This is a genomic window from Planococcus versutus (assembly GCF_001186155.3).
Taxonomy (GTDB): domain Bacteria; phylum Bacillota; class Bacilli; order Bacillales_A; family Planococcaceae; genus Planococcus; species Planococcus versutus.
In genome coordinates, this window is sequence record NZ_CP016540.2 from 1,171,186 (window position 1) to 1,193,943 (window position 22,758).

The window sequence follows — 22,758 nt, forward strand, 5'->3', positions numbered from 1 at the left end:
TTGTAGTTATTTTGTTCAGTAGTCGTGTATTTAAAAGATTTAGGAGGAAACAATAGAATGTTAACTCATAAAATCAATTTTTGTCTTGAAGTTGTTGACATTGCTATGCTATTTCCGTATGATGAAAAATTGAACGGATACTCTTATTCCGAGCTGGTGGAGGGGACAGGCCCTATGAAACCCGGCAACCTGCTGCTGTTGCAGTGATGGTGCCAAACCTGAACAAGGTGAACAGTCCTTGGATGATAAGAGTGAAAGGTGCGTAGGATGATTTTCCCTTTCCTCATGATGAATGAGAAAAGGGATTTTTTTGTGAAATGCCCTTAATCCTCGTGTGCAAAGGCCACATACGGCTTGAAGTTCAATCCAGATTGTCTGGAACGGACTTGACATGGGAAACGAGTACCGTATCAATTTCGAGAGCAATCTCGCAGGATATAAGGAGGAACATTTTTTGAAAAACCGTCGATTATTTACTTCAGAATCAGTAACAGAAGGACATCCAGATAAAATTTGTGACCAAATCTCAGATGCGATTTTGGATGCTATTTTAACAGAAGATCCAAACGCGCGTGTCGCTTGTGAAACAACAGTCACAACAGGACTGGTTTTAGTAGCTGGAGAAATCACTACGTCTACGTATGTGGATATTCCAAAAGTTGTCCGACAAACAGTAAGAGAGATTGGATATACGCGAGCTAAGTATGGTTTTGACTCCGAAACAAGTGCAGTTTTGACAGCAATCGATGAGCAATCACCGGATATCGCTGCCGGAGTTAATGTAGCACTTGAATCACGCGAAGGCCAAATGACAGATAAAGAGCTAGACGATATTGGAGCAGGCGACCAAGGGTTAATGTTTGGATACGCGAATAATGAAACAGAAGAATTGATGCCATTGCCAATTTCGTTGGCACATAAATTGGCACGTCGTTTAGCTGAAGTGCGTAAAGAAGATATTCTTCCATACTTGCGTCCAGACGGCAAAACACAAGTTACGGTGGAATACGATGAAAATCACAAACCTGTTCGTGTGGATACAATTGTTATCTCAACGCAGCATCATCCCGAAGTAACGTTAGAGCAAATTCAACGTAATATTAAAGAGTACGTCATTAATGAAGTGGTGCCAGCGAAATGGATCGATGAAGATACCAAGTACTTTATTAACCCCACTGGACGTTTTGTTATTGGAGGACCTCAAGGAGATGCAGGCTTGACTGGTCGTAAAATCATCGTAGATACATATGGTGGTTATGCTCGTCACGGCGGTGGAGCATTTTCAGGAAAAGACGCCACAAAAGTAGATCGTTCTGCTGCATATGCCGCTCGATATGTCGCGAAAAACATTGTAGCTGCAGGTCTTGCCGAAAAATGTGAAGTGCAATTAGCATATGCAATTGGTGTGGCTCAGCCTGTATCGATCGCTTTTGATTTGTTTGGTACTGGAGTTGTCGATGAAGATACATTAGATGATTTAGTACGTGCGAATTTCGATTTACGTCCGGCTGGTATCATTAAAATGCTTGATCTGCGCCGCCCTATTTACAAGCAAACTGCAGCATACGGACATTTCGGTCGTACGGATGTAGATTTGTCTTGGGAACGTACAGATAAAGCAGCAATATTAAAAGAACAAGCAGGCATTTAATACAGTAAGACAGCAAAAGGACGATCAGGCATTGCTTCCTGATCGTCCTTTTTTGTTAGTCTTTTTGAAGGGATTTATAGTAAGTGCCTTTTTCTGCATATTCGCGAACAATTCGTTTCATGTCTTTTTTGTCGTCTTCGCGTAGTTCGCGAACGACTTTTGCAGGCCTTCCAAGAGCTAACATGCCGGGAGGAATAACTTTGCCTGGGGGCACAAGACTGCCAGCTCCAATAAACGCACCTTCCCCGATTTCAGCTCCGTCAAGAATAATAGAACCCATGCCAACTAATGCACCTTTTCGCACCGTGCAGCTATGAAGCGTTACTTGGTGACCAATTGTTACTTCGTCTTCAAGTAACAATTTTTTTCCAGGACTTTGATGAAGCATGCAAAGATCTTGGATATTGACTTTTTTGCCAATAATAGTTGGTGAAACGTCTCCACGGATAACGGTATTAAACCATATAGAAGAATCTGCGCCAATTGTTACATCACCAGAAATCGTGACATAATCTGCGATAAATACGGATGAGTCGATTTGAGGTAATTTGTCTTTATATGGATAAATCATAGCAAAGCTCCTTTAAACAAGATAAGATATTCTATAATCGTATCAAAACAAATCGAAACGTCAAATAAGAACATGACTTAAGAAGTGATAAAGCAAGAAAGGAAGTTGAACGATGTGGAAATGGCAAGCTGAAGGAACAGCAAAAGCAGTAGTTGTTCTAGTCCATAGTGCATATGAACAACATTTGCGCTATGTGTGGCAAATTGAAAAATGGCGTTTGGCAGGATTTCATGTGTATACAGGAGACCTACCAGGACATGGCATAAATGCCAGCGGAGATAAAGTTCACAGGGAGTCATTTGAAGAATACGAACAAGCAGTAAATGAAATGCTTAACCTTGCATCGAAAAATGAATTGCCTGTATTTGTGATTGCTCACGGATTGGGAGCTACTATTGCGATGAGTGTTTTGGGTAAACGTAAATTGAATGTAGCAGGAGCCATTTTTACTTCACCGTGGTTAAAACTAAAAAAATTCCCATTAAAATCTCCACATCTGTTTTCAGGCATCACACAATGGGTTGGGCCCAAAAAAATAGAGCATGGCATCGAGCTGCGTCATCTTATGCGAGACCCACTTTCGTATAGTCATGAAACCGAAAGTAAAATCTATCATTCAGTTATGACAGCAAGATGGTTTAAGGAATTACAGAGGTATATAAAAGAAACTGCTGTGGCTGTGGAAGTTTATCCACAGATTCCAACGTGTCTATATACAGCGGAACGAGACTTGATTACAGAAAAAGAAATTGCTCGACAATGGTTATTAAAGCAACAACTAAATGAGTTTAGCTATAAAGAATGGACATGTTGTTATCATGATCTTTTTCAAGAACCGGAAAAAGAAGATATTTTTCTAGCTGGACAAGCATTTATTCATAACATCTTACGTTCACAGTAGGTAGTTCGTAAAAGAAAAAGTAAAAGGGGAGAATTTGGATGGCTTTACATTATAGCGTATTGGATCAGTCACCGATTTCAGAAGGCAGTTCGGCCGAAGAAGCGTTAAAGCAAACAGCTACGCTCGCACAACAAGCTGAAAAATGGGGATACACACGATTTTGGGTATCTGAGCATCATGATGCTCTAACGCTTGCTGGCTCATCACCTGAAGTATTAATTGCACATCTTGGCGCTGTAACAAATACCATCCGTCTTGGTTCTGGTGGCGTGATGTTGCCACACTACGCTTCTTTTAAAGTCGCAGAGAATTTCAAATTGCTCGAAGCGCTATATCCTGGCAGAATTGATGCAGGTATGGGGCGTGCACCTGGTGGGATGCCACGTGCTTCATATGCATTAAACGAAGGTAAAAAGCGAGATACCAGTCAATTTTCAACTCAAATCGACGATCTTCGCATGTATTTGACAGATTCTATTCCAGAAGATCATCCATATCATGGTATGAAAGCAACTCCGATTACCGCGAACTATCCCACCATTTGGATTTTAGGATCCAGTATAAATTCAGCATGGCTCGCTGCAGAAAAAGGGCTGCCTTATTTGTTTGCTCACTTTATCAATGGACAAGGTGGGCAAGTATTTGCTCAGGATTACCGAAAGCAATTTGTAGCCTCCGATGAGGGTAATCCCTACGTCGGCTTTGCCATTTTCGCAGTTTGCCAAGAAACACAAGAACAAGCAGAGCGAGTAGCATCATCTATAGATTTAGCCTTGTCTATGGGAGCGCAAGGAATACCTTCAAAAGGCACACCTTCACCTGACAAGGCATTTGAGTATCCGTATTCCAAGTTCGAAAAATTACTAGTCGCTGAAAATCGTCGCCGTATGGTCGTTGGAACACCGCAACAAGTGGTAGACCAATTAGAAGCACTAGCTTCTGAATACGGAGCAGACGAAGTGATGTTGGTTTCTCCTGCTTATGATTTTAAGGACAAACTAAAAACCTTAGAGTTGATTGCAAAAGAACTGCAGAAGCGTAGATAGACTGAAACTGTTCTGAAAGAGTGTTCGTAAAAGTATCGGCATTTTCGCGAACGTTCGTAAAATATTTACCCATATTTGCGAACGACTTCTTCATGTGTTTTTAATCCTTTTGAGAGTGTTCGTAAACGTGTACTTTTACGAACGCTTTTATTTCCAGAATTATCTAGCTATTCATTTGGAATTTAAGTATATTAAACCAAGGGGTTCCATTTTAGTCTTAAAGGTATTAAAAAAAGAAAGCTTTAAAAAAAGTCCGATGAAATTTTTGATGCAAAGATTAGAATTTGTATGTAACTTAAGTACAATTAAATAAAATTTAGAATCACACCATCGTCAACTAGATAAAACTTTCTGTCATTAAGGGGACTTAGAATATGAAAATGTATTTAAGGTATATTTTTTTAATAGTAGTAATTTCTATTGCTGCCATAGACACTTGGGGAGAAACAAGTAAAACTATTATGTATGTAATAGCCCTTATAAGTACACTTGCCCTAATTATTATGGAAGTAAGAGAGAAAAGTGAAAGTTAAAAGGAGGGAGGGAAGATGCGAACACTATCACATTTTTTCTCATCTTTAGTATAGGTGTGTGTTTTCGAACACTTTTATTCGAGAAAGCAATGCTGATTATTCCATCTCCATATTATGGGGATTGATGTTAATCTAAATGTAGAGAATGTTTGAAACTGAATGTAACTTAAGTGCAGTTAAGTTACATTCAGTTTAGAGAAAAACAGGAGCAACCAGAGGAGGAGCAATGATGTCTAAAATAAAAACTACTTTAGAAATCTTAAGGAAGCGCCTGGATTCAAATGGCCTGCTAGAAGTTCAACAGGAAGACGGCTATATCGGAAAAGCAGAAATGATTTTTAATCCTCCAGCAACTGAAGAAGAGTTGCAAAAGTTGCCATTTACTGTGCCGGAAGACTATAAAGAGTTTCTGCGGCTTCACCATGGTGGACTCATTTTTAACGATCCTAAATATGGAGGAGGATTTGAACTCTTCACCATAGATGAAATTTTAGAATTTAGAGCTATTCCTGGCTATGATTTTCCAGATAATTGGTTTCCAATCGCCTATGGATACGATAGTTGCTGCTTGATTATTACGGACAAAACGGTAGGCAATGGTTATCTGTATGTCATGGAGACCGGCGTTAACTTTGAAGAAGATGATATGTATATCGGTATGACCTTTGAAGACTGGCTTGAAAAGTTTATTGTGGCGCAAGGTTCGAAGTTTTGGGAATGGGGTTTCAGAATTCCACCTATGCTAAGTTTTTAAATTGACCATGTTTAGTAAACTGAATGTAACTTATTGTAAATTAAGTTACATTCAAAACCCCAATACCATTGCAACCATAAAGAAGACCCTGATACTCCAGTCGATTTTTTTGTGTTGATTATTTACATGGTTATGTAAAACGCTTTTGGTTTTTCGACTCTTAACCACCTTCGTAAGATAGCATTAAATAAAGCCATTAACACGAATAAAATGATCAGTAAGAGAAATAAATGTAACCAGAACGATGGTTCAACTCCATACATGAAATGTCCTACCTTTAAGTTTTCAATGAAATTAAAAAGCGCTGACAGTTTTCAATGGGAAGCTGTCAGCGCTTTTTAATTTTAATTAGGTTTATTCATAATTTGTTCTGTCATATCTTCATTTACATCGAAAGAGATTTTGCCAATTTTGCCCTCTTCTGGACAAATAGCTGATCCAGTAATTTCGTATTCTTTAGTTTCACTATCGTTTTGATAATTAACTTGAACGACAAAACTATAATAATCTTTATTAGTTGAGCTCTGATCAATCTCTATATTTTCAGTTTTCATCTTATAATCATTTGTTGAATGGTAATAGAAAGCAAAAGGTTTAAAACTAGAGTAACCATTTTCTGTGAAATACTCTCCATAAGTCATTTCTAGATAATCCTCATATACTGCTAATTCAGGCGCCCCATCTTCATAAGTTTGGACATCGTCTTTTATCATATTCTCTTCAATATCGTTAGTGATTCGAAGATATTCCTTATCTGGACCATTAAATTCTTTTTCAAGTACAGCGGTAATTGCAGATAAGTTTCCATCACCAGTGCTTATTTCATTTAATGTATTACTTTCTTTTTCTGAAGTTTTATTTGTACATGCAGCAAGTACAAAGCAAAGAACAAGTAAACTCAATATAGGAAATAGGCTTTTTCCTTTTAAGTTAATAATTTGGTCCATCCCCCTTTTTTATTTTATTGATAAAAAAATTATTATTTCTGATATCAGTAATAAATGTAACTTAATTAACAAATTATGTATATACTTATTTTAGAAAAAATAACAAATATTTTATAAATGCCCTATTTCAGACTCTCTACTTCCAAAACAAAGAAAACTACTGGTTGACCATATCAACTGACTTCAATTAAAGTTTTAATTTACTAGAAAATAGAAATTCAATGAAATTTTTTATTCTTTCTGAATGTAACTTAATAGCAATTAAGTTACATTCAGTTCCTTGTCTCTTTGCCTATTTTAAAAGTTTTAAAATAGACAAAGAAATAACGTATCCCACTAAAAAACCAATGTTGTATAAGAAAATATCCGAGACATCAAAAAGGCCGAAATTAAATTGGAACTGTAAATACTCAATTAAAAGAATAAATAGTTCAAAAATGAGAAGCCTGGACCAAAACCCTTTGAGAATATTAGCGTATGCTAACAAGAAATAAAAAGGGACAAAAATTGCTAGATTGATGGCCATGACGTAAAAAGAAGCCTCATCGCCTGATATATCTGAAATAAAACCAAGTGGATTTAATCCGATCTCTCCAGTGGCGTATCGGTGCTGTGGGTCAAGGCGCAATAACCCTAAAATTAAGACCAATAAATAAAGACCTAAAAGAACATATCTTTCTTTTTTGCTGTCGATTCTAAGTAAAATCAGCAGCAATATGTAGGTAGTAATAACAATGATCAAAACGGCTAAAACGTTCTTTTCGATATTTTCCATATTGCCGAAAAAACGAGGCAATAAGTTCATAAAAAAGCTTACATACAACCAGCTTCCGATTAACAAACTCACCAAAAATAATAAGATTTTTACTAACTTCTTAGATTTCAATGTCTTGAACACGATTTCCCTCTCTCTTAGTGTTTTCACACCTCTTTTTTATCTACTAACGATCTCAGATGATTATACCAATATTTTTCCAGTCAAGTTCCATTTTTTTATTAGATGCGAATGTAACATAACTCTAATTAAGTTACATTCAGTCTCCCTATTTCATTCGCTTTGCTATAAAATCCATCAAAACCAACTTCAAATGAAAATATGATACATTCAAAAATCGGTGCCATGAAGTTAAAAATTCGAATTTCGATAGGATCCAGGTTTAGCTATCAAGCATTATGAAAAGAAAAAAGCTTGTAAATACGGTATTGGAATTATTGAAATCTTTAGTAACCAGCTTTGTATTTGCTACGAATCGATTGCTGCTTATGAGATGATTTCACGGACACCACATGGTCGTGGCAGGATGTAGATAGTAGATATCACTCAAGACCATAAGGAGGAGATTATTGAATGTTATTTAGAGGCTTTAATTTTCAAGATCGTTCACCACAACATCATAAACCTAAACAAAGTCAATTTTATGTGGAAACCAACTGCATTGTTTATCTCTTTGAACAGTTCTTACCTAAACTTCATTTTGATGATGTAAGTAGTGTCCAATTTGAGTGTTATCCAAATGCTGAATTGACTTGTCAACCCGTCATCATGGACGGGTTATTGCCTGTAACGATCCCCTATGATGTAAGTAATTTTTACCAGCTATCCGATTTAGAGAAAAAGAAAAAGACACTTGACCTAATGATGGATGGATTACGGGTTATTTGTAAAGACAAGGGTTGGGATGAAGAGCCATTTTTATATGCGTATCAAAAGGTAGTAGGAAAAAAATATACATTTAAAAAAACGTATAAAAAGCCAAAATCAAGTCCCAATCGTAAATTGAAAGCGAAAATTGAAATAGAGATTGGGATATATAATTGTACGGCTTCACTAGTAGTTGAAGATAAAGAACAAAAGCACATCTATTCAGAAGTCCTTTATCAAACAGAGCCAATATTCGAATTGCTCTATCCATTATTGGGAGATATTAAATGGGTAGGTAATGATGAAGTCAGGGTTCATGAAAGAAAACCATGTGAACATCAGTTTAAAACAGTTTATTTACAGTAAAAAAAGCGCAAATTCATATGTCAGAACTTCTAGAATAATATTTTACCGATGATCGATAGAGTTCTTAATCACCAAAAGGAAAAAAGCTCAACTATGAGCTCTTTGCCTTTTTGGTTTGTCAAAGTGTACTTTTACGAACGGTTTTTTAGCGAGAAATAATTTATCAACTTCTATCTATAAAACTTAAGAATAGTAAAATAAGTATTATAGAGAAGAGACACAAAAATGAAAGTAAAGGTAAATAGCATAATGACACATCCATATGGAAAATATGAAAATACAGAGCTATGGAAAAAAGTAGATCAGGTACTAGATGAGTTAGTTGAAAATCAGGACATTGAAGAAATAACATAAGTATCGAGGAATTGAATGTAACTTATGTGCAATTAAATTACATTCGTAAAGTGAAGGATAAAGGTGGGATGAAATGAACAGAGAAAATAAAAACTTTGCAGAGAGAGCTTTAAAACAATTGCTCATTGGAAGTCAGATTGATGGGTTTCAGTTTGGCAGTAGTCCTGGGATAGTGCGCGTCTATTTTACACATTTCTCTGAACAAGAGCCGGACATGTTGTGGTTAAGCATCGAGATAAGGAAAATCGCTATCATTACCAATTATGAGAGATTAATAACGATTTCTAAAGAAAACTTAGAAGAACTAGATGATGAAGAATCTTTTCAACTGCTTTTAAGAAACAGACGAGAAAAAGTTAAAGATGTTTGGTTGGGAGACGATTCGCCACATCTGTATATTTCGCTTGAGTCCGGAAAAGTATTGTATGTGAATGGGCATGATGAAAACTATGAATGCTGGCAAGTTGGAGATAGAGACGGATATGGGGGTGGCGACTGGTTAATTGTGGCTGTTCCAGAAAATGAAATAGCAACATGGAGTCCTGAAGAATTTAAATAAGGTTACTTATTTAGAGAAACTGAATGTAACTTATTGTGAATTAAGTTACATTCAAAACATTAGAAAATGAGTATTCACACGGTAATTAATCATGCTGCTAAAAAGGATGGGATGTAGTGAATTGGAATAAGGTTAATAGCTCTACAGACATTGAAAATTTCATGTATCTCTTCGGAGGATTTCACGACAGCTGTTTGAAAGAACTTTATATGTCGACGGAGACTTTCGTTGATGAAGACCTCTCCGTGAGTATGTCAGTCAATCTAGATACATGCGTCCGTATTTTATTCCAAAGACAATACCGAGATCCCTCGGCCATCGAATTGCTCTTTAAAGGGGTCACTCACTTTCATATACAACCACGTTCAGAAGACCAGGACTCAATTATCTATGGAGCAAAACTAGTACTAGAAGAAGGACAATTCTATTGGGCAGAGGATGAAGAATGGCAAATTAATCACCCGTTTCTTCATCCTGTAAGCTGGATCTCCGCTAAAGAGCTAAAATGGCGTGATGTTAGCCAATGGATGGGCAAAGAGCAACGATATGGCGTAATTAGCAATGAAGAAAACCTGTAAGTAATGTGAATTCTGAATGTAACAGAATTATGAAATTAACTCACTTAATGATTAAAAAAGTGAACGTATATTTTTGCTCTGCAATTGGAATAGGAGAATAGAAAATGGCTAAAGAAAGAATGGACTACTACTTTGAAAATAATAAATTGAAATTAGTACCTTTGGATTTAAAGCAACAGTTTATAAGAGAAGAATGGATTAGAAATAATGAGGATAAGAATAAATGGCAAGAATTAACTATTCCTGATATTACTTTTATAGAGTTTGTTGGAAATGGAGCAAATGGTATTGTTTTAAAAGCTAGAGAAGATATAACAGACAGATTATGTGCAGTAAAAATATGGTTACCAAATGTAAAATCTAGACATTACAACATTTATTTTGAGAAGTATCAAGAAGAAATAAAAAAAATAGCTCATTTAAATAATCCCTCTATTATAGCAATCTATAAAGCAGGTATTTCTAAAAAAGGTTATTGTTATTCAATTATGGAATGGGTGGAAGGTGTAACTTTAAAAAAACATTTAGCTGCTAACAAAAGTATAGCAGCTAATATTAGATTTAAAATCTTGAATGATGTGTTACAAACTGTTAATGAGTGTCATAGAATTAATGTGTTACATGGAGACCTGCATTCAGAAAATATTTTATTAAAGGAAATGGATAATCAAAAAGGAAATTATGAAGTTAAGATTTTAGATTTTGGAACAAGTCTTTTGAATAGATCGACGTCCGAGAAATATAATAAACAACGTGAATCTGCTTTGTTACTGGAAACAGTTTTAAAGTTGCTTCCAGAAGAGAATAAGTACGGCTTATTGAATTTTAAGTATTATAGCTCGTTAAATCCTAGAAGACATAGTATTAGAAATCTTGACGATGTTAGATGTGTTGAACCTATTATTGTAAGTTCTACTTTAAAAAATATAGTTAAGATATATGAATTAGTAGGAGCTAATTATTTTAACGATGCAGTCTTAAATGATATGCTAGATTTTTTATTAGCTTCAACGTATTTAGATGTTCAGAGTATTTCAGAGTTTATTTCTCTTAAAGGAAGAAAAATGGAAAAGAAATTATTGATGACCATACTAACCACTAAAATATATGATTATCTATTCGAAACAAAACAACATGATTTAGAATTAAGGTCATTTGAGTTGACTTTAAGTTATTATGAACTTTTGAAAAAAAATGTAAACTTAACTATATTAAAAAATAATGATATTTTTAAGGATTTTAATATAATTGATTTTAATTTCGAAGAGATTCTAGAATTAAAATCTTTAGAAGATGTATTAAAATTTATTAAACTTGCTAACAAGAGTTTAGAAGAGAATGAGTATATAAGATTTTTGAATCAACTATTTACTACATTAGGTGAGAAATTCGAGAAAGAATACTCCTCTCATAATGGGTTGAAAAGGGATTTGGATTTAGTATTTAAACTTAATGAATTAAGACTAAAAAGAAACTACCTTATTGAAGAAATAATAAAATGGGAATATCGTTAAATAAATATTTTTCACCCCTTATTATTATAGTATTTAGTGGGAAGTGGTGAAGCCTTTCCAAAAGAACGGGTAACTAAAAGTGAGGAATTAGTGCTGGTGAATTTCGAAAAAACGGTCAGCTAGGAAAAGATTTAGAAGGCTGATACAAAAACGAGAGGGGGCCACTCATAACCAGATATTTTTTAAATTTTTAGTGCTTGATTAATTGATTCTATAAATAATTTTTAATATTAAAGGAAATTATAACTAAAAGAGGAGTTTTAATAATGGCTATATTTGAGGACAAGAAAATTACAATGTTAAAGGAAAAATACTTGGAGGAACAACATTATGAAGTCGATCATCATAAGTTTTCTTTAACACTCGATCCTATCGTTTGCTATTCTTCGCGTATAGTTGATTATAATTGGATTGTCAAACTGGATGATGGAAAATTTTTCAATGCTAAAATGACTCCTACTTTACTTGGCTATCCAGATACACGAGTAGCTAATATAATTCAAGATCTTAAAAAAATTGATAAGTATGAAGATGATTATTTAGCAAACGCAATAAACGATAAAATAGATGAAATATATCGAGAAAGTCTATAATAATCCAGAGCATAAGAAACAAGGGATTTTTCCAATGTACAAAATGTAGTTAACATATGACCCATTATCGGAAGAAACTCAGCAATGAGTTTCTTCTTTTTCTTTTGTTCGCGGAAGTGTATTCTTACGAACGCTTAATTGTGGGGACTATAGAGTAGGTTATTTCGTTGAGTAGTAATGAATGTTAATATGGTAGTCAATATAAAAATTTCATTTACATAGATTAAAGCCTATGGAATCAAAAAAATTAGTCCAAAAAATTTTGAGTTAAGAGACTTTAAAGACAAAGAAGATAGCTGGGAGGAATTTCACTCATGCCAATTATCACACATGAAATTTATATCCAAGCTCCAATCAGAGTTTGTTTCGATCTTGCCAGAAATGTTGATATACATACCGAAACTACTGCTAAGACAAAAGAATGAGCTATTGCAGGAGTGACTACAGGGTTAATGGAAGAAGGAGACAGCGTAACTTGGGAAGCTATTCATTTTGGTGTGAAGCAAAAACTCACAGCTAGAATCGTCGAAATGGAAAAACCTTATCGATTTACAGATCAAATGGTGAAAGGAGCATTCTATTCTTTTACTCATACGCATGAATTTATCGAAAAAGACAGTGGAACAATCATGAAAGACAGATTTGTTTATCGTTCTCCTCTTGGCCTTTTGGGAAAAATAGCCGACAAATTATTTTTAGAAAAATATATGAAACAATTTATTGTGGACCGGGCAATTGAACTAAAGAAAATAGCAGAATATTAGAAGATATAGAGTTTACATATCGCAGCTTATCGGAAGCTACTTATATTGCAAAGGAGAGAAGAGGCTGTAACCAATACATCTTTTCTCCTTTTTGTTCGTGAAAATGTACTTTTACGAATGCGTGGCTACACTTTACGTATATCTTACAGATGGAAATTAATGTTATTATAAGAATAGTAAATACTTTGCTTAAATAACAGTGCTTTTAGAAGACCCAATATATTTTATAGGGGGCCAAAATGAATAAAAAGTTAAAAGATTGGAAAGATCCAGCCATACTGCTGACTTCACTTGGCATTGCTGGCATCGGTGACTTTATTTACCTGGTCGCCATCAATATCATTGTTTATCAAATGACTGGTTCTGCTGCAGCAGTAGCCGGACTTTGGATCATTGGACCGATTGTCAACATCTTGACGAAGTTTTGGACTGGAAGCTTTATCGATTACCGCAGCAAGAGGAAAGTCATTATCGCGACTTATCTTTTGCGGGCAGGATTTATCGCATTGATTCCCTATGCTCCCAATATCGTTGGCATTTACGTGATTCTCGTTTTCCTGAGTATCGCTAAGTCTTTTTTTGGTCCTTCTTCGACCACCTATACAACCATGCTAGTGCCGAAATTAAAGAGAAAACGTTTCAACTCCATTCGTTCGGTTACTTCTTCCGGTGCATTTATCATCGGTCCCGCCATCGGCGGTACGTTAATTCTGCTTAGCTCGATTCAGGCCACCCTTTGGATCAATGCAATTTTCTTTGTGATTGCAGCACTTCTGCTTTTGGGACTTCCAGAGCAAGAAGAGATTGACCGTGAGACGATTCCTAAGATGACCGTTGCTCAAGTATGGAGTGATTTTACAGTGGTTAAGCAATTCCTTTCTGAAAACAAATACATCGCTATTATTTACCTGAGTTTTATTCTGGTCATGATTTTTTCGTTCGCCATGGATGCCCAGGAAGTCGTGTTTACCCAACAGGTAATTGGGCTTTCCGAAGTAGACTACAGCTTGTTAATCAGTATCACCGGCATTGGTTCAGTTAGTGGCGGCGTTCTGCTTACCATCTTTTCGTCAAAGTTCTCTTTACGGTTTATGATTGTGCTCGGTCTGGTGATGACGGCGGTCGGCTATGTCCTGTATGCTTTTTCTTGGTCGTTCCTCACCATTACAATCGGCTTCCTGATTTTAGGTTTTTTCAATGTCTTCATGAATACTGGCATGGCTACATTTTACCAAAACAACATTCCAGTTGCGCTGATGGGAAGAGTCACCAGCATTTTTCAATTGGTTCAAAGTGTCGTACAAGTCCTGTTCATCTTAGGAATCGGTATCTTAGCAGATGTGATTTCCTTGCGAGTTACCATTGTTGGAATGGCTAGCATTATGTTGCTGGCATCAATCGTCTTTTCCTATTTTGTATTGAAATCACAAAAAGCTGCATTTTACCAAGAAGAGGAGGAAGAGGTCAGATGAGCAAATATGATTCGAACCCACGAAATGATTTAATTGGAGACATTTTAAAGGAATATACTAAAATAGGTGGAATGGATGATTTGCCCGGTGCCGGAAAGCCTTTGTCAGCGGAATATTTTTCAGGAGATCTTTTTCAGCATTTTCAGCGCGTGGCAAATGAGGCAGGGCATAAACCCCATTGGCTAAAGCTCCAGCATGACATTCGGGATGGGATTCAAGATGCGATTCTTCAACTAAGCAAAGGAAAGAGAAGCGATGTGCAATTAAGGGTTGCGTTACTCAACGATAAAATTCATGAATTTAACCAAATTTGTCCGATACCTCTTCAAAAAGGATCAGTGAGGATAGAAAATTTGGATGCGGCCATGGAACGTTGGAGATAATGATTTAATTTTATATCTTAGGAATTATGAGGAGATGCAAAAATAAAAAGAGAGTGAAGAGGTGAACTGAACACCAGGTGATAGACATTTAAAAAAGTGATACATTTGTGGCTCAGTTCAAATTATAAGTTCCTTGTCTTTTTAATTTGCAAAAGTGTACTTTTACGAACGGGTTAGTTAAATGTGGAATTATTTGTGGTATTCACTAAGTATTAAAATGATAAAATTGATGAAAGAGAGAACGGCAAGATTTTTCTATTCATAGAAATTATTTTGACTTTTTAAATTCAGAAGGAATTAGGTGGAATATGGTTATCAATAAAAAAATCGATTCATCATTTGAAACCGTTATCGAACATGTTAAAAATACTGCTAACGTAGTGGACTGCACAGGATCTGCACTTTTAATCATGCAAAATGATGAAGTTGTAGTAGAAAAGTATTGGGGTACGCATTCTAAAGAAGAAAATGCAAAAGAAATTCAGGAAACAACTCAATTTCATATTGCTTCAGTCAGAAAGAACTACATTGGTTTTACCGCGGCATATGCTGTTAAAGAAGGATTTATAAAGTCTATAAATGATTTAGTCACGAAATACTATCAGGCAAATGAGCCTGAACTTTTCGAAGGAGTCACCATTAGGCATCTCTTAACTCATACGCATGGATTAAAAAATAATGGAGAGGAAACTCAAAGAGAATTCTTACCAGGAGAAAGTTGGGCATATAGGGGTGTAGGGATCGATACGTTAACCAAGGTCATTGAAAATGCCACTGGAAAGAGTATTGCAGAAATCTTAGCTGAACAGGTGTTTAACAAATTGAACTTTGCAGAAACTGGATGGTACACAGAAGTAAATGAAAATCTGGTAGAGGTTATAAGAGATCCGGATGATTTGAGCTGGTACAACGGAAAAAGCATTTCTGGAAATGAAAGAAATATGTATGCCTCTGTAAGAGAGTTAGCCACATGGGGAGGGCTTCATCTTAATAAGGGTCTGGTAGGGGACGAACAGGTTGTTCCGAGTGAAATTATTGAGTTAGCTACTTCCATTCACAGTCCGGAAACGATTGATGCTGATTTCCCTCAGAACGGGTTTTTATGGTTTGTCAAAGACTTGCCCGCTAAAAAGTCGGAAATAGGGGAGCTAGTTCCAAAGGGATCTTTTCAGATACTAGGTTATACAGGAGTCACACTACTTGTAATTCCTCAATTTAATCTAGTAGCCGTGAGGGCTTTTAATAGTTTTGGATCTCCTGCAGGATATGATTATTTAGAGGATGTGAGGACATTTGGAGACACAATAATCCGTTGCTTATAAAACCTCTTTATCCTATTAATAGGAATAATTTTACGAAGTATAATAGTTTACATATCATGAGTTATCGGAAGGCAAGAAGTGATTGATTTAACTTCTTGCCTTCTTTTATTCATTTAAGTGTCCTTTTGCGATTGTTTTCTAGTTATTAGACTTTCTATGAATGAAAAAACTGGTGATAAAAATTAACTCTTACCAAGAAACAAGGTGGTCAGAATGACTTTCTTATAATAAATCAACTCTAAAAGATCAACAAAAAAAGTGCCTTTTAGAAAGACACTACAAATAATATCAGTGGTTGCGCGCGGCTTTGGAGACGTAACCGATATACAAAAAGACGAATCCGGTAATTGATGTTGCAACTGCGAATAATAATCCTGCGGCACTTGCACCCATCCCAGCACCAGTAATAGCGCCTACAATATTAAGAATAAGAAAATGAACTACAAGAGGGAGTACAAAAGCGGTAAGATAGCCAGCATTGATCCATCTCTCCTTATCGTCTCCAGCAATTTTGTGAACAGCAAAGCTTAGCAAAGCGATGTAAGCAGCTAAAATTAAAATCATACTAATCCTCCTATCTCACTTTTTAGATAAATTAACAATAATTTTTCTTATAAATGATTTACTAAATATAATACTACCATATATTAGGGGGAGTGTATGGAGGCTTAAAAACTAAGACTTATGTATAACTGGAGAAGAACAGAGTTCCTGTCAGTGCTTAGTTTACATATGACACATTATCGGAAGTTACTTATAGTGAAAAGGAGAGAAGGGGCTGTACGTAGCGCATCTTTTCTCCTTTTTGTTTGTGAATTGTATTTTTACAAACAGTTGATATTCATCTTGAATTATTTTTTGATTTTAAAGCTGTTAGGATCTGATAACCATCAGAAGGACGTCCAGCATAAGGTTTCGGTTTCCACCAATTAGGATAAGTTATAGGGATGCTTGTGAAAATAAATAAGATGAGATTAAAGTATATAATTCCATTTAAAAAATTTTTGGTTCCATAATGCGTTAGATCAGCTGAAACGAGATAAGCAGCAATACATAGCAGCAAAGAGATAATTGGACCTCCTGCTGAAAACATAATACTTTTAAAGCTTGTGAAATCGCTTCTGTTTTTAACAAAACAAAAACCAAAGAATGCCCATTTGATATGAAAGTGCATTCTTCCAATTCGAAAATTTTCTTCGTTATTATCGTTTGCTGGGCCAAGATAAACATGTGCCTTTTCTTTTGTAAATAGCGTGATTCCTAAAGCATGCCCTACTTCATGCAATAGTATAGAAACGGGCACTCCTATTAAATAAAAAATAAAAAATGAAATCATTTTAATTCACCTCTGGAAATACTTACGTAATAAATCGTTGATAGTTTCAAATAACTTGGTTTACATATTCCGGATTATCGGAAGAGAAGGAGCTCAAGCGTGAGCTTCTTCTTTTTTGCTCTGAAAATTGTACTTTACAAAATTTTAAAATTGAAGTCATTAAAATTTAAAATCGGAATATAAAAAGGATTAATTAAAACGCTTTACATTCTACCTACCAGTAGGTAGAATGTAAAAGTAAGCACTCAAGCAAATAGAAAGCACAATTTAAAGGAGGAAAAATAAATGTTATTTAATGATAAAGTGGTTATTGTTACAGGAGGAGGATCAGGAATTGGGAAAGCGGCAGCTAAACGGTTCCTTGAAGAAGGCGCTAAAGTAGTTATCAACGGCAGAAGAGAAAACGTGTTGAAAGAAACTATGAAAGAGCTTGATCCATCAGGAGAAAAAGTTGATTATGTAGCTGGAGATATTAGTGTTAAAGCAACTGGGGCTGCATTGGTACAAAAAGCAGTAGATACGTTTGGCGGCGTGGATGTATTGGTCTGCAATACCGGCATTTTCAATCCTACCGGCTTTTTGGAACACGGTGAAGATGATTTGAACAATTACTTGGATGCAATTGTAAAAGGAACATTCTTTCCAGCGCAAGCAGCGATTCCGGAAATGCAGAAAAGAGGAGGAGGTGCAATCGTCAGCACAGGATCTATGTGGGCGATTCAATCAGTTGAAGCGACTCCTTCCGCTGCCTATTCGGCAGCAATGGCCGGCAGACATACGTTGACCCGAAACCTTGCAGTAGAGTTTGCCAAGGATAACATCCGCGTGAATGCTGTTGCACCTGCTGTTATCGAAACGCCGATCTACAACACCTTTATGTCTGAAGAACAAGTGGCCGAAGTGCTTCCTACGTTCAACGAGTTCCATCCGCTCGGAAGAAACGGACAGCCTGTGGATGTCGCTGAAGCGATTTTGTACTTAGCGAGCGACAAAGCTTCCTTTATCACTGGCGTGATATTGCCAGTAGACGGTGGCGTAACAGCAAGATTGAGATAATACGCTTGGCTTACCCTTTCTTTATCTTTCCAACGTACAGGTACATCTGCTGTTTTTCTGAATGAACGTCATTTTTTTCTGCAGCTGCCTATGGTATATTAGCAATCGAAGTCCCTATCCGAAACCGGTAGGGGCTTCAATTCAATTTAGCAGGTTCTTTATCGAAACAGCAGAACCTTGCTATTTGCTGGTAATATGATTAAGGATATAAGTGGAATTTATTTTAGATGGAAGGTTGAGTATATGAAAAAAAATATAGATACCATGCAGCAGATTCTGGATACTGGACAAAACCTGATTCAAGAACGCGGGTATAATGCCATTAGCTATGCGGATGTGGCGGAACAAATCGGCATCAAAAAAGCCAGCATTCATTATTACTTTCCGGCCAAGCAGGACCTTGTCCAAGCAATTCTTAAAAGATACCGGACAGAATTCATGACAGGGCTGAATCAGATTGGCCGATCCTCTGATAGTCCTGAAGAAAATCTTTATCGGTTTTTTCAATATTACCGTGACCCACTGGTAGAGAATGCCAAACTTTGCCTTTGTTCCATGATGGCAGCTGAACTTGTTTCTTTTCCAATGGAAATCCGTGATGAAATCAATGGGTTCTTTCGGGATAATGAAACCTGGCTAGAAAACGTCATCGAACAAGGAAGGGAGATGGGTATCTTGGATTCTCAAATTAGCTCAAAAGAACAGTCGCAGATCATCATGGCATTTGTACAGGGCGCCCAATTATTAGCGCGATCTTCAGGAGACCTTCAGTATTATGACATGATGGTCCGAAATCTGCTGAAAAACTTGAACATCTTAACAAGCCCATAATTCGAGTGCTAAATGCAGAAGAGCAGCAAAAATAGAAAAACGCTTTAAAATCTATAATTAATAATAAATGCACAGTCGGAAGGAGTAACGAATGTGAATCATCCTGTAGTCATTATCGGCGCTGGTTTAAGCGGCCTCTATGCAGCCTCTTTACTTGTAGAACACGGTATCAATTGCCGAGTTCTTGAAGCAAGAGATCGAATCGGGGGTAGAGTGTTGAGTATTGCCGTCTCCGACAGAGCAGAATCGAAACAATTTGATTTAGGGCCGACTTGGTTTTGGCCACAGTATGAGAAGGTGATTGCTGGGCTTGCCAGCCGCCTGAATCTGGGTACGTTTGAACAATATACTGAAGGTGCCATGGTTTCAGAGCGGAGCCTGAATGGTCCGCCACAACGTCTTGTTCTGCCGGAAGGCTCTATGGAAAAGTCCATGCGATTCACAGGAGGTGTCCAATCCCTGATTGCTGGAGTTGAGAAGACGCTTCCGCTAGGTACAGTCGAATTAGGGAAGCGAGTTACGTCAATTCGATTTGATCGAATTGGCGCTATTACCATTAAAACAAAGTTTGCGAATGGCAAAAAAGAAGAAGTTCAGGCAAGTGCTGTCATCCTAGCATTACCCCCTCGGATTATAGCCCAGCACATTGAATTCTCACCTTCGCTACCTACAGATGTGATGACGGATCTACTCAACAAGCCTACTTGGATGGCTGGTCAGGCAAAAGTAGTTGCAGTTTACGATCATCCGTTTTGGAGGGATGCAGGACTGGCGGGGTATGCTACAAGCTGGGTTGGTCCTTTGCAGGAAATTCACGATGCTTCTCCAGTGCAAGGCCCCGGTGCGCTTTTCGGTTTTTTTGGAATGCCCGCAGCAGTACGACAAGAACTGGGAGAGGACCAATTAAAAGAAATGGTAATTGACCAATTGGTTCGGCTTTTTGGACCCGAGGCAAAAAATGTGCGTTCCATCTTTTATAAGGATTGGTCCAACGATGCTGAGACCGCTGTAGAGGACGACTCCATTCCACTAATGGATTTTCCGGCATACGGCAAGCCGCCGCAGTGGGAGGAATGGCAGGACAAAATTCTCTTTGCCGGTACTGAAACGAGTACGCAGTTCGGGGGGCATCTTGAAGGCGCCCTTCAGTCAGCAGAACAAGCGGTAGCTGAAGTCGTCAACCTAAAGAACAACTTCTATAGGAAAGAAAGTGATTCAAGTGGCTGAGAAAACTGAGGTTTTTATTCAGCCTTACATAGATTCACCCGAAAAGTTGAAGGAAATATACCGACGCGTCATTTTTGTGGCAAGCCTCTCTCCAATTTTTGGCGGCGCCGGTCTTGCAGCTAAAAGTTAGTTTACATTTGACACATTACCAGAAGGAAAATAAACAGCTAGATTGATTAAAAGAGTTTATTTCGAATGTTGCCTACTTTTTAATCGAGTTCCATTATAGAAGAATCTTAAAAGAGCTATTGCATGCTGAATGTAGATACATTGTAGATGCATTGTATATACTTGTTATATAAATAGCACTCTGAGGAGTTGATTCACATGCCGCAAATCAAGCAGAAAGTTAGTCACCGAGAGGCTAAACTTCAGAATTGGGGTAACAGTAAAGCAGTTCGGCTTACAAGAGATATCCTTGAGGAAGCCGGATTCAATGCAACTGATGATGCTGTATTTGATGTAGAGGTTGAACCAAATCGAATTTCATTAGTTCGAAAAAGCCAGTTAACTCCGTTTCAAAAGTTATTTGTTGGTTATAATGGTGAAAAACCTGAGTCTGAAGCATTTTGGGATGAAGTAGAACCAGTCGGAAAAGAATATTGGTAAGCAATTAATAGGCTCAAAAATCGTTTGCCTGTACTTAATCCTCAATGGAAAAGTACAGGCACTATTTAATTGGGGGAGTAGTGATGACAAGATTTTTTAAAGTTGGGGATATTATTAAGATCGATATGTCGCCGGCAAAAGGTTATCGTCCAGCCATCGTTGTTTCAGAAGAAAATGTACATAAAGAGACCGACTTAATTTGGGTTTTGCTAATCCCCAATACGAATAAAGGTTACCCGACTCATGTACCGGTAAATGGAAGAACCAAGAATAACAAGAACAGCGTAGTAAACAATCAGACAACTGGGTATGTATTGTGTGAAAAGATAAAGGTAATTGATCCATTAGCTAGCGCTGCAAGATTAACAGACGAGGCCGATCAAGAGTTGATTGAAGATGCAAGGCTATCATCGATGCCATTACTTTTATAGGGTAAAGAAAATAAGGCCAATCATTATGATTGGTCTTTTTGAGTACTAGACTCATTTTTTGTCTGTAAACCTGTACTTTTACGAACGCTTTTTTCACGAGAAATAATTTATTGACTCTATCTATAAAAATCAAGAATGGTAAAATAAGTATTATAGAGAAGAGATACAAAAATAAAAGTGGAGGTACTAGTAGAATGACACATCCATATGAAAGATATGAAAATACAAAGCTATGGAAAAAGTTAGATCAGGTACTAGATGAGTTAGTGGAGATCAGGATATTGAAGAAATAACAAAGAGGGAATACATTGTCGGATATATCTGCAAGAAGCTCATAAAAACAGAAGAACCAAAATAACATAGAATATCAAGAAATTGAATATAACTTATGTGCAGTTAAGTTGCATTCAAATGTGCTAGAAAAGTTGATTACTAAAAGAAAGAGGTTCATTGATGAGAAACTTTTATGTGATTCTGATTAGCATCTTCTTACTAGGTACCGTTTTTTGTGTATTTGGGCAAGGACTGGCTTACTTTTTGAGTGAATACTTCGTAATGATCTACCCAGTCTATTACTTGACTGGCCTGACGGTTCTTGGCATTTTTTTATATTTGGTGGCAGGTTTTTTGGTATTTCTCCTATTTAAAAAACAAGAATTCGCTTCAAATAATAGAGAATTCTATTTGTTGATTTTATTTACAGTCGCGCCTAGCGCAACCATCTGGTCATTTTTTGTAACAGTTATGTGGTGGGGTTAGAAGTATGAGAAGCGTATGCGGTAAAATTACAAAGAGAAGTAAATGTAACTTATTGTGAATTAAGTTACATTCAAAATCCTAACAAAATCAATCTAGGAGGGATAAATTTGCATCCAGTATTTCTAGGAATTATTCTATTTTCTTTACTTGTTTCTTCTCTGGCAGCTCTTTGGATGATAAAAACAAAAGCAAATAAATGGACAAGAATTTTGGCAGTCTTTTTTGTAAATGCACTTATTCTTTCAATTGCTTCGGCTTATCTTTACAAATTGGACGTTCAAACTTTTCATAAACAGACAGAAGGTTTATTTGATTCAATGGGTATAGTGACATTACTATTTTTCATTCCGATAAACGCATTCATAAATATTCTTGTGATGGAGTTCTTTAAAAATAAAAGAGGTCGTACAGGTAATGAAGGACAAATCTGAATGTAACTTAATAGCAAATAAGTTACATTCACTTTTCTTTTTTTACAGTCTTCAGCAAGTCGTTAAAAGCCGGAATCTTATAGTACTTTGAACGTTCATTCCTTCTAAGAAAGTGATATTATTTAAAA

The 22,758-nt window shown here is 36.5% G+C and carries 26 protein-coding genes, 2 pseudogenes and 1 riboswitch; of the genes and pseudogenes, 22 read left to right on the forward strand and 6 right to left on the reverse strand.

Annotation, left to right across the window (positions count from 1 at the left end; all coding sequences use genetic code 11):
• The first annotated feature begins 140 nt into the window (after positions 1–140).
• Positions 141–252, forward strand: a riboswitch (SAM riboswitch).
• A gap of 202 nt (positions 253–454) precedes the next feature.
• Positions 455–1,651, forward strand: a complete 1,197-nt coding sequence (metK, locus tag I858_RS05975; RefSeq protein ID WP_065524389.1) for a methionine adenosyltransferase — start codon at positions 455–457, stop codon at positions 1,649–1,651.
• 55 nt (positions 1,652–1,706) lie between these two features.
• On the opposite strand, the gene I858_RS05980 is transcribed toward metK, so the two are convergent.
• Positions 1,707–2,222 (reverse strand): gamma carbonic anhydrase, encoded by a 516-nt coding sequence (locus tag I858_RS05980; RefSeq protein WP_065524388.1) that lies wholly within the window; start codon positions 2,220–2,222, stop codon positions 1,707–1,709.
• Positions 2,223–2,334: 112 nt separating this feature from the next.
• Here I858_RS05980 and I858_RS05985 point away from each other — a divergent pair, with 112 nt between their 5' ends.
• The 4 genes from I858_RS05985 (at position 2,335) to I858_RS05995 (ending at position 5,456) form a co-directional block, all read left to right on the forward strand.
• Positions 2,335–3,123 (forward strand): alpha/beta hydrolase, encoded by a 789-nt coding sequence (locus tag I858_RS05985; protein WP_065524387.1) that lies wholly within the window; start codon positions 2,335–2,337, stop codon positions 3,121–3,123.
• Between the two features lie 38 nt (positions 3,124–3,161).
• Positions 3,162–4,169 carry an LLM class flavin-dependent oxidoreductase gene (locus tag I858_RS05990; protein WP_065524386.1) on the forward strand — a complete coding sequence of 336 codons (1,008 nt, stop codon included), beginning with the start codon at positions 3,162–3,164 and terminating at the stop codon, positions 4,167–4,169.
• 374 nt (positions 4,170–4,543) lie between these two features.
• The gene (locus tag I858_RS16935; protein ID WP_156108887.1) at positions 4,544–4,702 is read left to right on the forward strand and encodes a hypothetical protein; all 159 of its coding nucleotides are present in this window, start codon (positions 4,544–4,546) and stop codon (positions 4,700–4,702) included.
• 229 nt (positions 4,703–4,931) lie between these two features.
• Complete coding sequence (locus tag I858_RS05995) at positions 4,932–5,456, forward strand: SMI1/KNR4 family protein (RefSeq protein WP_065524385.1); 525 nt, start codon at positions 4,932–4,934, stop codon at positions 5,454–5,456.
• 51 nt (positions 5,457–5,507) lie between these two features.
• Here I858_RS05995 and I858_RS17675 read toward each other — a convergent pair whose 3' ends face one another.
• From I858_RS17675 to I858_RS06010, 3 genes are all read right to left on the reverse strand, one after another.
• Positions 5,508–5,624 carry a DUF4181 domain-containing protein gene (locus tag I858_RS17675; RefSeq protein ID WP_071645351.1) on the reverse strand — a complete coding sequence of 39 codons (117 nt, stop codon included), beginning with the start codon at positions 5,622–5,624 and terminating at the stop codon, positions 5,508–5,510.
• A gap of 176 nt (positions 5,625–5,800) precedes the next feature.
• Complete coding sequence (locus I858_RS06005) at positions 5,801–6,403, reverse strand: hypothetical protein (protein WP_065524384.1); 603 nt, start codon at positions 6,401–6,403, stop codon at positions 5,801–5,803.
• Between the two features lie 292 nt (positions 6,404–6,695).
• Entirely contained in the window at positions 6,696–7,301 is a 606-nt protein-coding gene (locus I858_RS06010; RefSeq protein WP_083553661.1) for a VanZ family protein, read from the reverse strand.
• Between the two features lie 450 nt (positions 7,302–7,751).
• Between I858_RS06010 and I858_RS06015 the strand changes: the two genes are divergently transcribed.
• From I858_RS06015 to I858_RS06055, 9 genes and pseudogenes are all read left to right on the forward strand, one after another.
• On the forward strand, positions 7,752–8,411 hold the full coding sequence (locus tag I858_RS06015; RefSeq protein ID WP_065524383.1) for a hypothetical protein: 660 nt from the start codon (positions 7,752–7,754) through the stop codon (positions 8,409–8,411).
• A gap of 427 nt (positions 8,412–8,838) precedes the next feature.
• Positions 8,839–9,324, forward strand: a complete 486-nt coding sequence (locus I858_RS06020; RefSeq protein WP_065524382.1) for a hypothetical protein — start codon at positions 8,839–8,841, stop codon at positions 9,322–9,324.
• Between the two features lie 116 nt (positions 9,325–9,440).
• Positions 9,441–9,902: a hypothetical protein gene (locus tag I858_RS06025; protein WP_065524381.1), complete on the forward strand. Its 462-nt coding sequence runs from the start codon at positions 9,441–9,443 to the stop codon at positions 9,900–9,902.
• Positions 9,903–10,006: 104 nt separating this feature from the next.
• A complete protein-coding gene (locus I858_RS06030) occupies positions 10,007–11,416 on the forward strand; it encodes a protein kinase domain-containing protein (RefSeq protein ID WP_065524380.1) in 1,410 nt (469 codons plus the stop codon).
• A gap of 266 nt (positions 11,417–11,682) precedes the next feature.
• Complete coding sequence (locus I858_RS06035; protein WP_065524379.1) at positions 11,683–12,009, forward strand: hypothetical protein; 327 nt, start codon at positions 11,683–11,685, stop codon at positions 12,007–12,009.
• 314 nt (positions 12,010–12,323) lie between these two features.
• Positions 12,324–12,773, forward strand: a pseudogene (locus tag I858_RS06040) (SRPBCC family protein).
• A 239-nt stretch (positions 12,774–13,012) separates the two neighbouring features.
• Complete coding sequence (locus tag I858_RS06045) at positions 13,013–14,245, forward strand: MFS transporter (RefSeq protein ID WP_065524378.1); 1,233 nt, start codon at positions 13,013–13,015, stop codon at positions 14,243–14,245.
• Positions 14,242–14,628 (forward strand): DnaJ family domain-containing protein, encoded by a 387-nt coding sequence (locus tag I858_RS06050; protein ID WP_065524377.1) that lies wholly within the window; start codon positions 14,242–14,244, stop codon positions 14,626–14,628. Before I858_RS06045 ends, I858_RS06050 begins: the two co-directional genes overlap by 4 nt.
• Before the next feature lie 308 nt (positions 14,629–14,936).
• Positions 14,937–15,950 (forward strand): serine hydrolase domain-containing protein, encoded by a 1,014-nt coding sequence (locus I858_RS06055; protein ID WP_065524376.1) that lies wholly within the window; start codon positions 14,937–14,939, stop codon positions 15,948–15,950.
• Between the two features lie 288 nt (positions 15,951–16,238).
• Here I858_RS06055 and I858_RS06060 read toward each other — a convergent pair whose 3' ends face one another.
• Together I858_RS06060 and I858_RS06065 are read right to left on the reverse strand one after the other, a co-directional pair.
• A complete protein-coding gene (locus I858_RS06060) occupies positions 16,239–16,514 on the reverse strand; it encodes a hypothetical protein (RefSeq protein ID WP_065524375.1) in 276 nt (91 codons plus the stop codon).
• A gap of 277 nt (positions 16,515–16,791) precedes the next feature.
• Positions 16,792–17,286, reverse strand: a complete 495-nt coding sequence (locus I858_RS06065; RefSeq protein WP_065524374.1) for a zinc metalloprotease — start codon at positions 17,284–17,286, stop codon at positions 16,792–16,794.
• A 285-nt stretch (positions 17,287–17,571) separates the two neighbouring features.
• Here I858_RS06065 and I858_RS06070 point away from each other — a divergent pair, with 285 nt between their 5' ends.
• The 8 genes and pseudogenes from I858_RS06070 (at position 17,572) to I858_RS06100 (ending at position 22,630) form a co-directional block, all read left to right on the forward strand.
• Entirely contained in the window at positions 17,572–18,342 is a 771-nt protein-coding gene (locus I858_RS06070) for an SDR family NAD(P)-dependent oxidoreductase (protein ID WP_065524373.1), read from the forward strand.
• A gap of 243 nt (positions 18,343–18,585) precedes the next feature.
• Positions 18,586–19,173, forward strand: a complete 588-nt coding sequence (locus I858_RS06075; protein ID WP_065524895.1) for a TetR/AcrR family transcriptional regulator — start codon at positions 18,586–18,588, stop codon at positions 19,171–19,173.
• A 93-nt stretch (positions 19,174–19,266) separates the two neighbouring features.
• Positions 19,267–20,400: a flavin monoamine oxidase family protein gene (locus tag I858_RS06080; protein WP_065524372.1), complete on the forward strand. Its 1,134-nt coding sequence runs from the start codon at positions 19,267–19,269 to the stop codon at positions 20,398–20,400.
• Positions 20,393–20,521 (forward strand): annotated as a pseudogene (locus I858_RS17325) (MFS transporter); the annotation flags it as partial. The gene I858_RS06080 and the pseudogene I858_RS17325, both read left to right, overlap by 8 nt.
• Before the next feature lie 206 nt (positions 20,522–20,727).
• Complete coding sequence (locus I858_RS06085; protein ID WP_065524371.1) at positions 20,728–21,009, forward strand: AbrB/MazE/SpoVT family DNA-binding domain-containing protein; 282 nt, start codon at positions 20,728–20,730, stop codon at positions 21,007–21,009.
• Between the two features lie 83 nt (positions 21,010–21,092).
• Positions 21,093–21,440: a type II toxin-antitoxin system PemK/MazF family toxin gene (locus I858_RS06090; RefSeq protein ID WP_065524370.1), complete on the forward strand. Its 348-nt coding sequence runs from the start codon at positions 21,093–21,095 to the stop codon at positions 21,438–21,440.
• 453 nt (positions 21,441–21,893) lie between these two features.
• Positions 21,894–22,199, forward strand: a complete 306-nt coding sequence (locus tag I858_RS06095; protein WP_065524369.1) for a hypothetical protein — start codon at positions 21,894–21,896, stop codon at positions 22,197–22,199.
• Positions 22,200–22,306: 107 nt separating this feature from the next.
• Positions 22,307–22,630, forward strand: a complete 324-nt coding sequence (locus I858_RS06100) for a hypothetical protein (RefSeq protein ID WP_065524368.1) — start codon at positions 22,307–22,309, stop codon at positions 22,628–22,630.
• Positions 22,631–22,758: the final 128 nt, after the last annotated feature.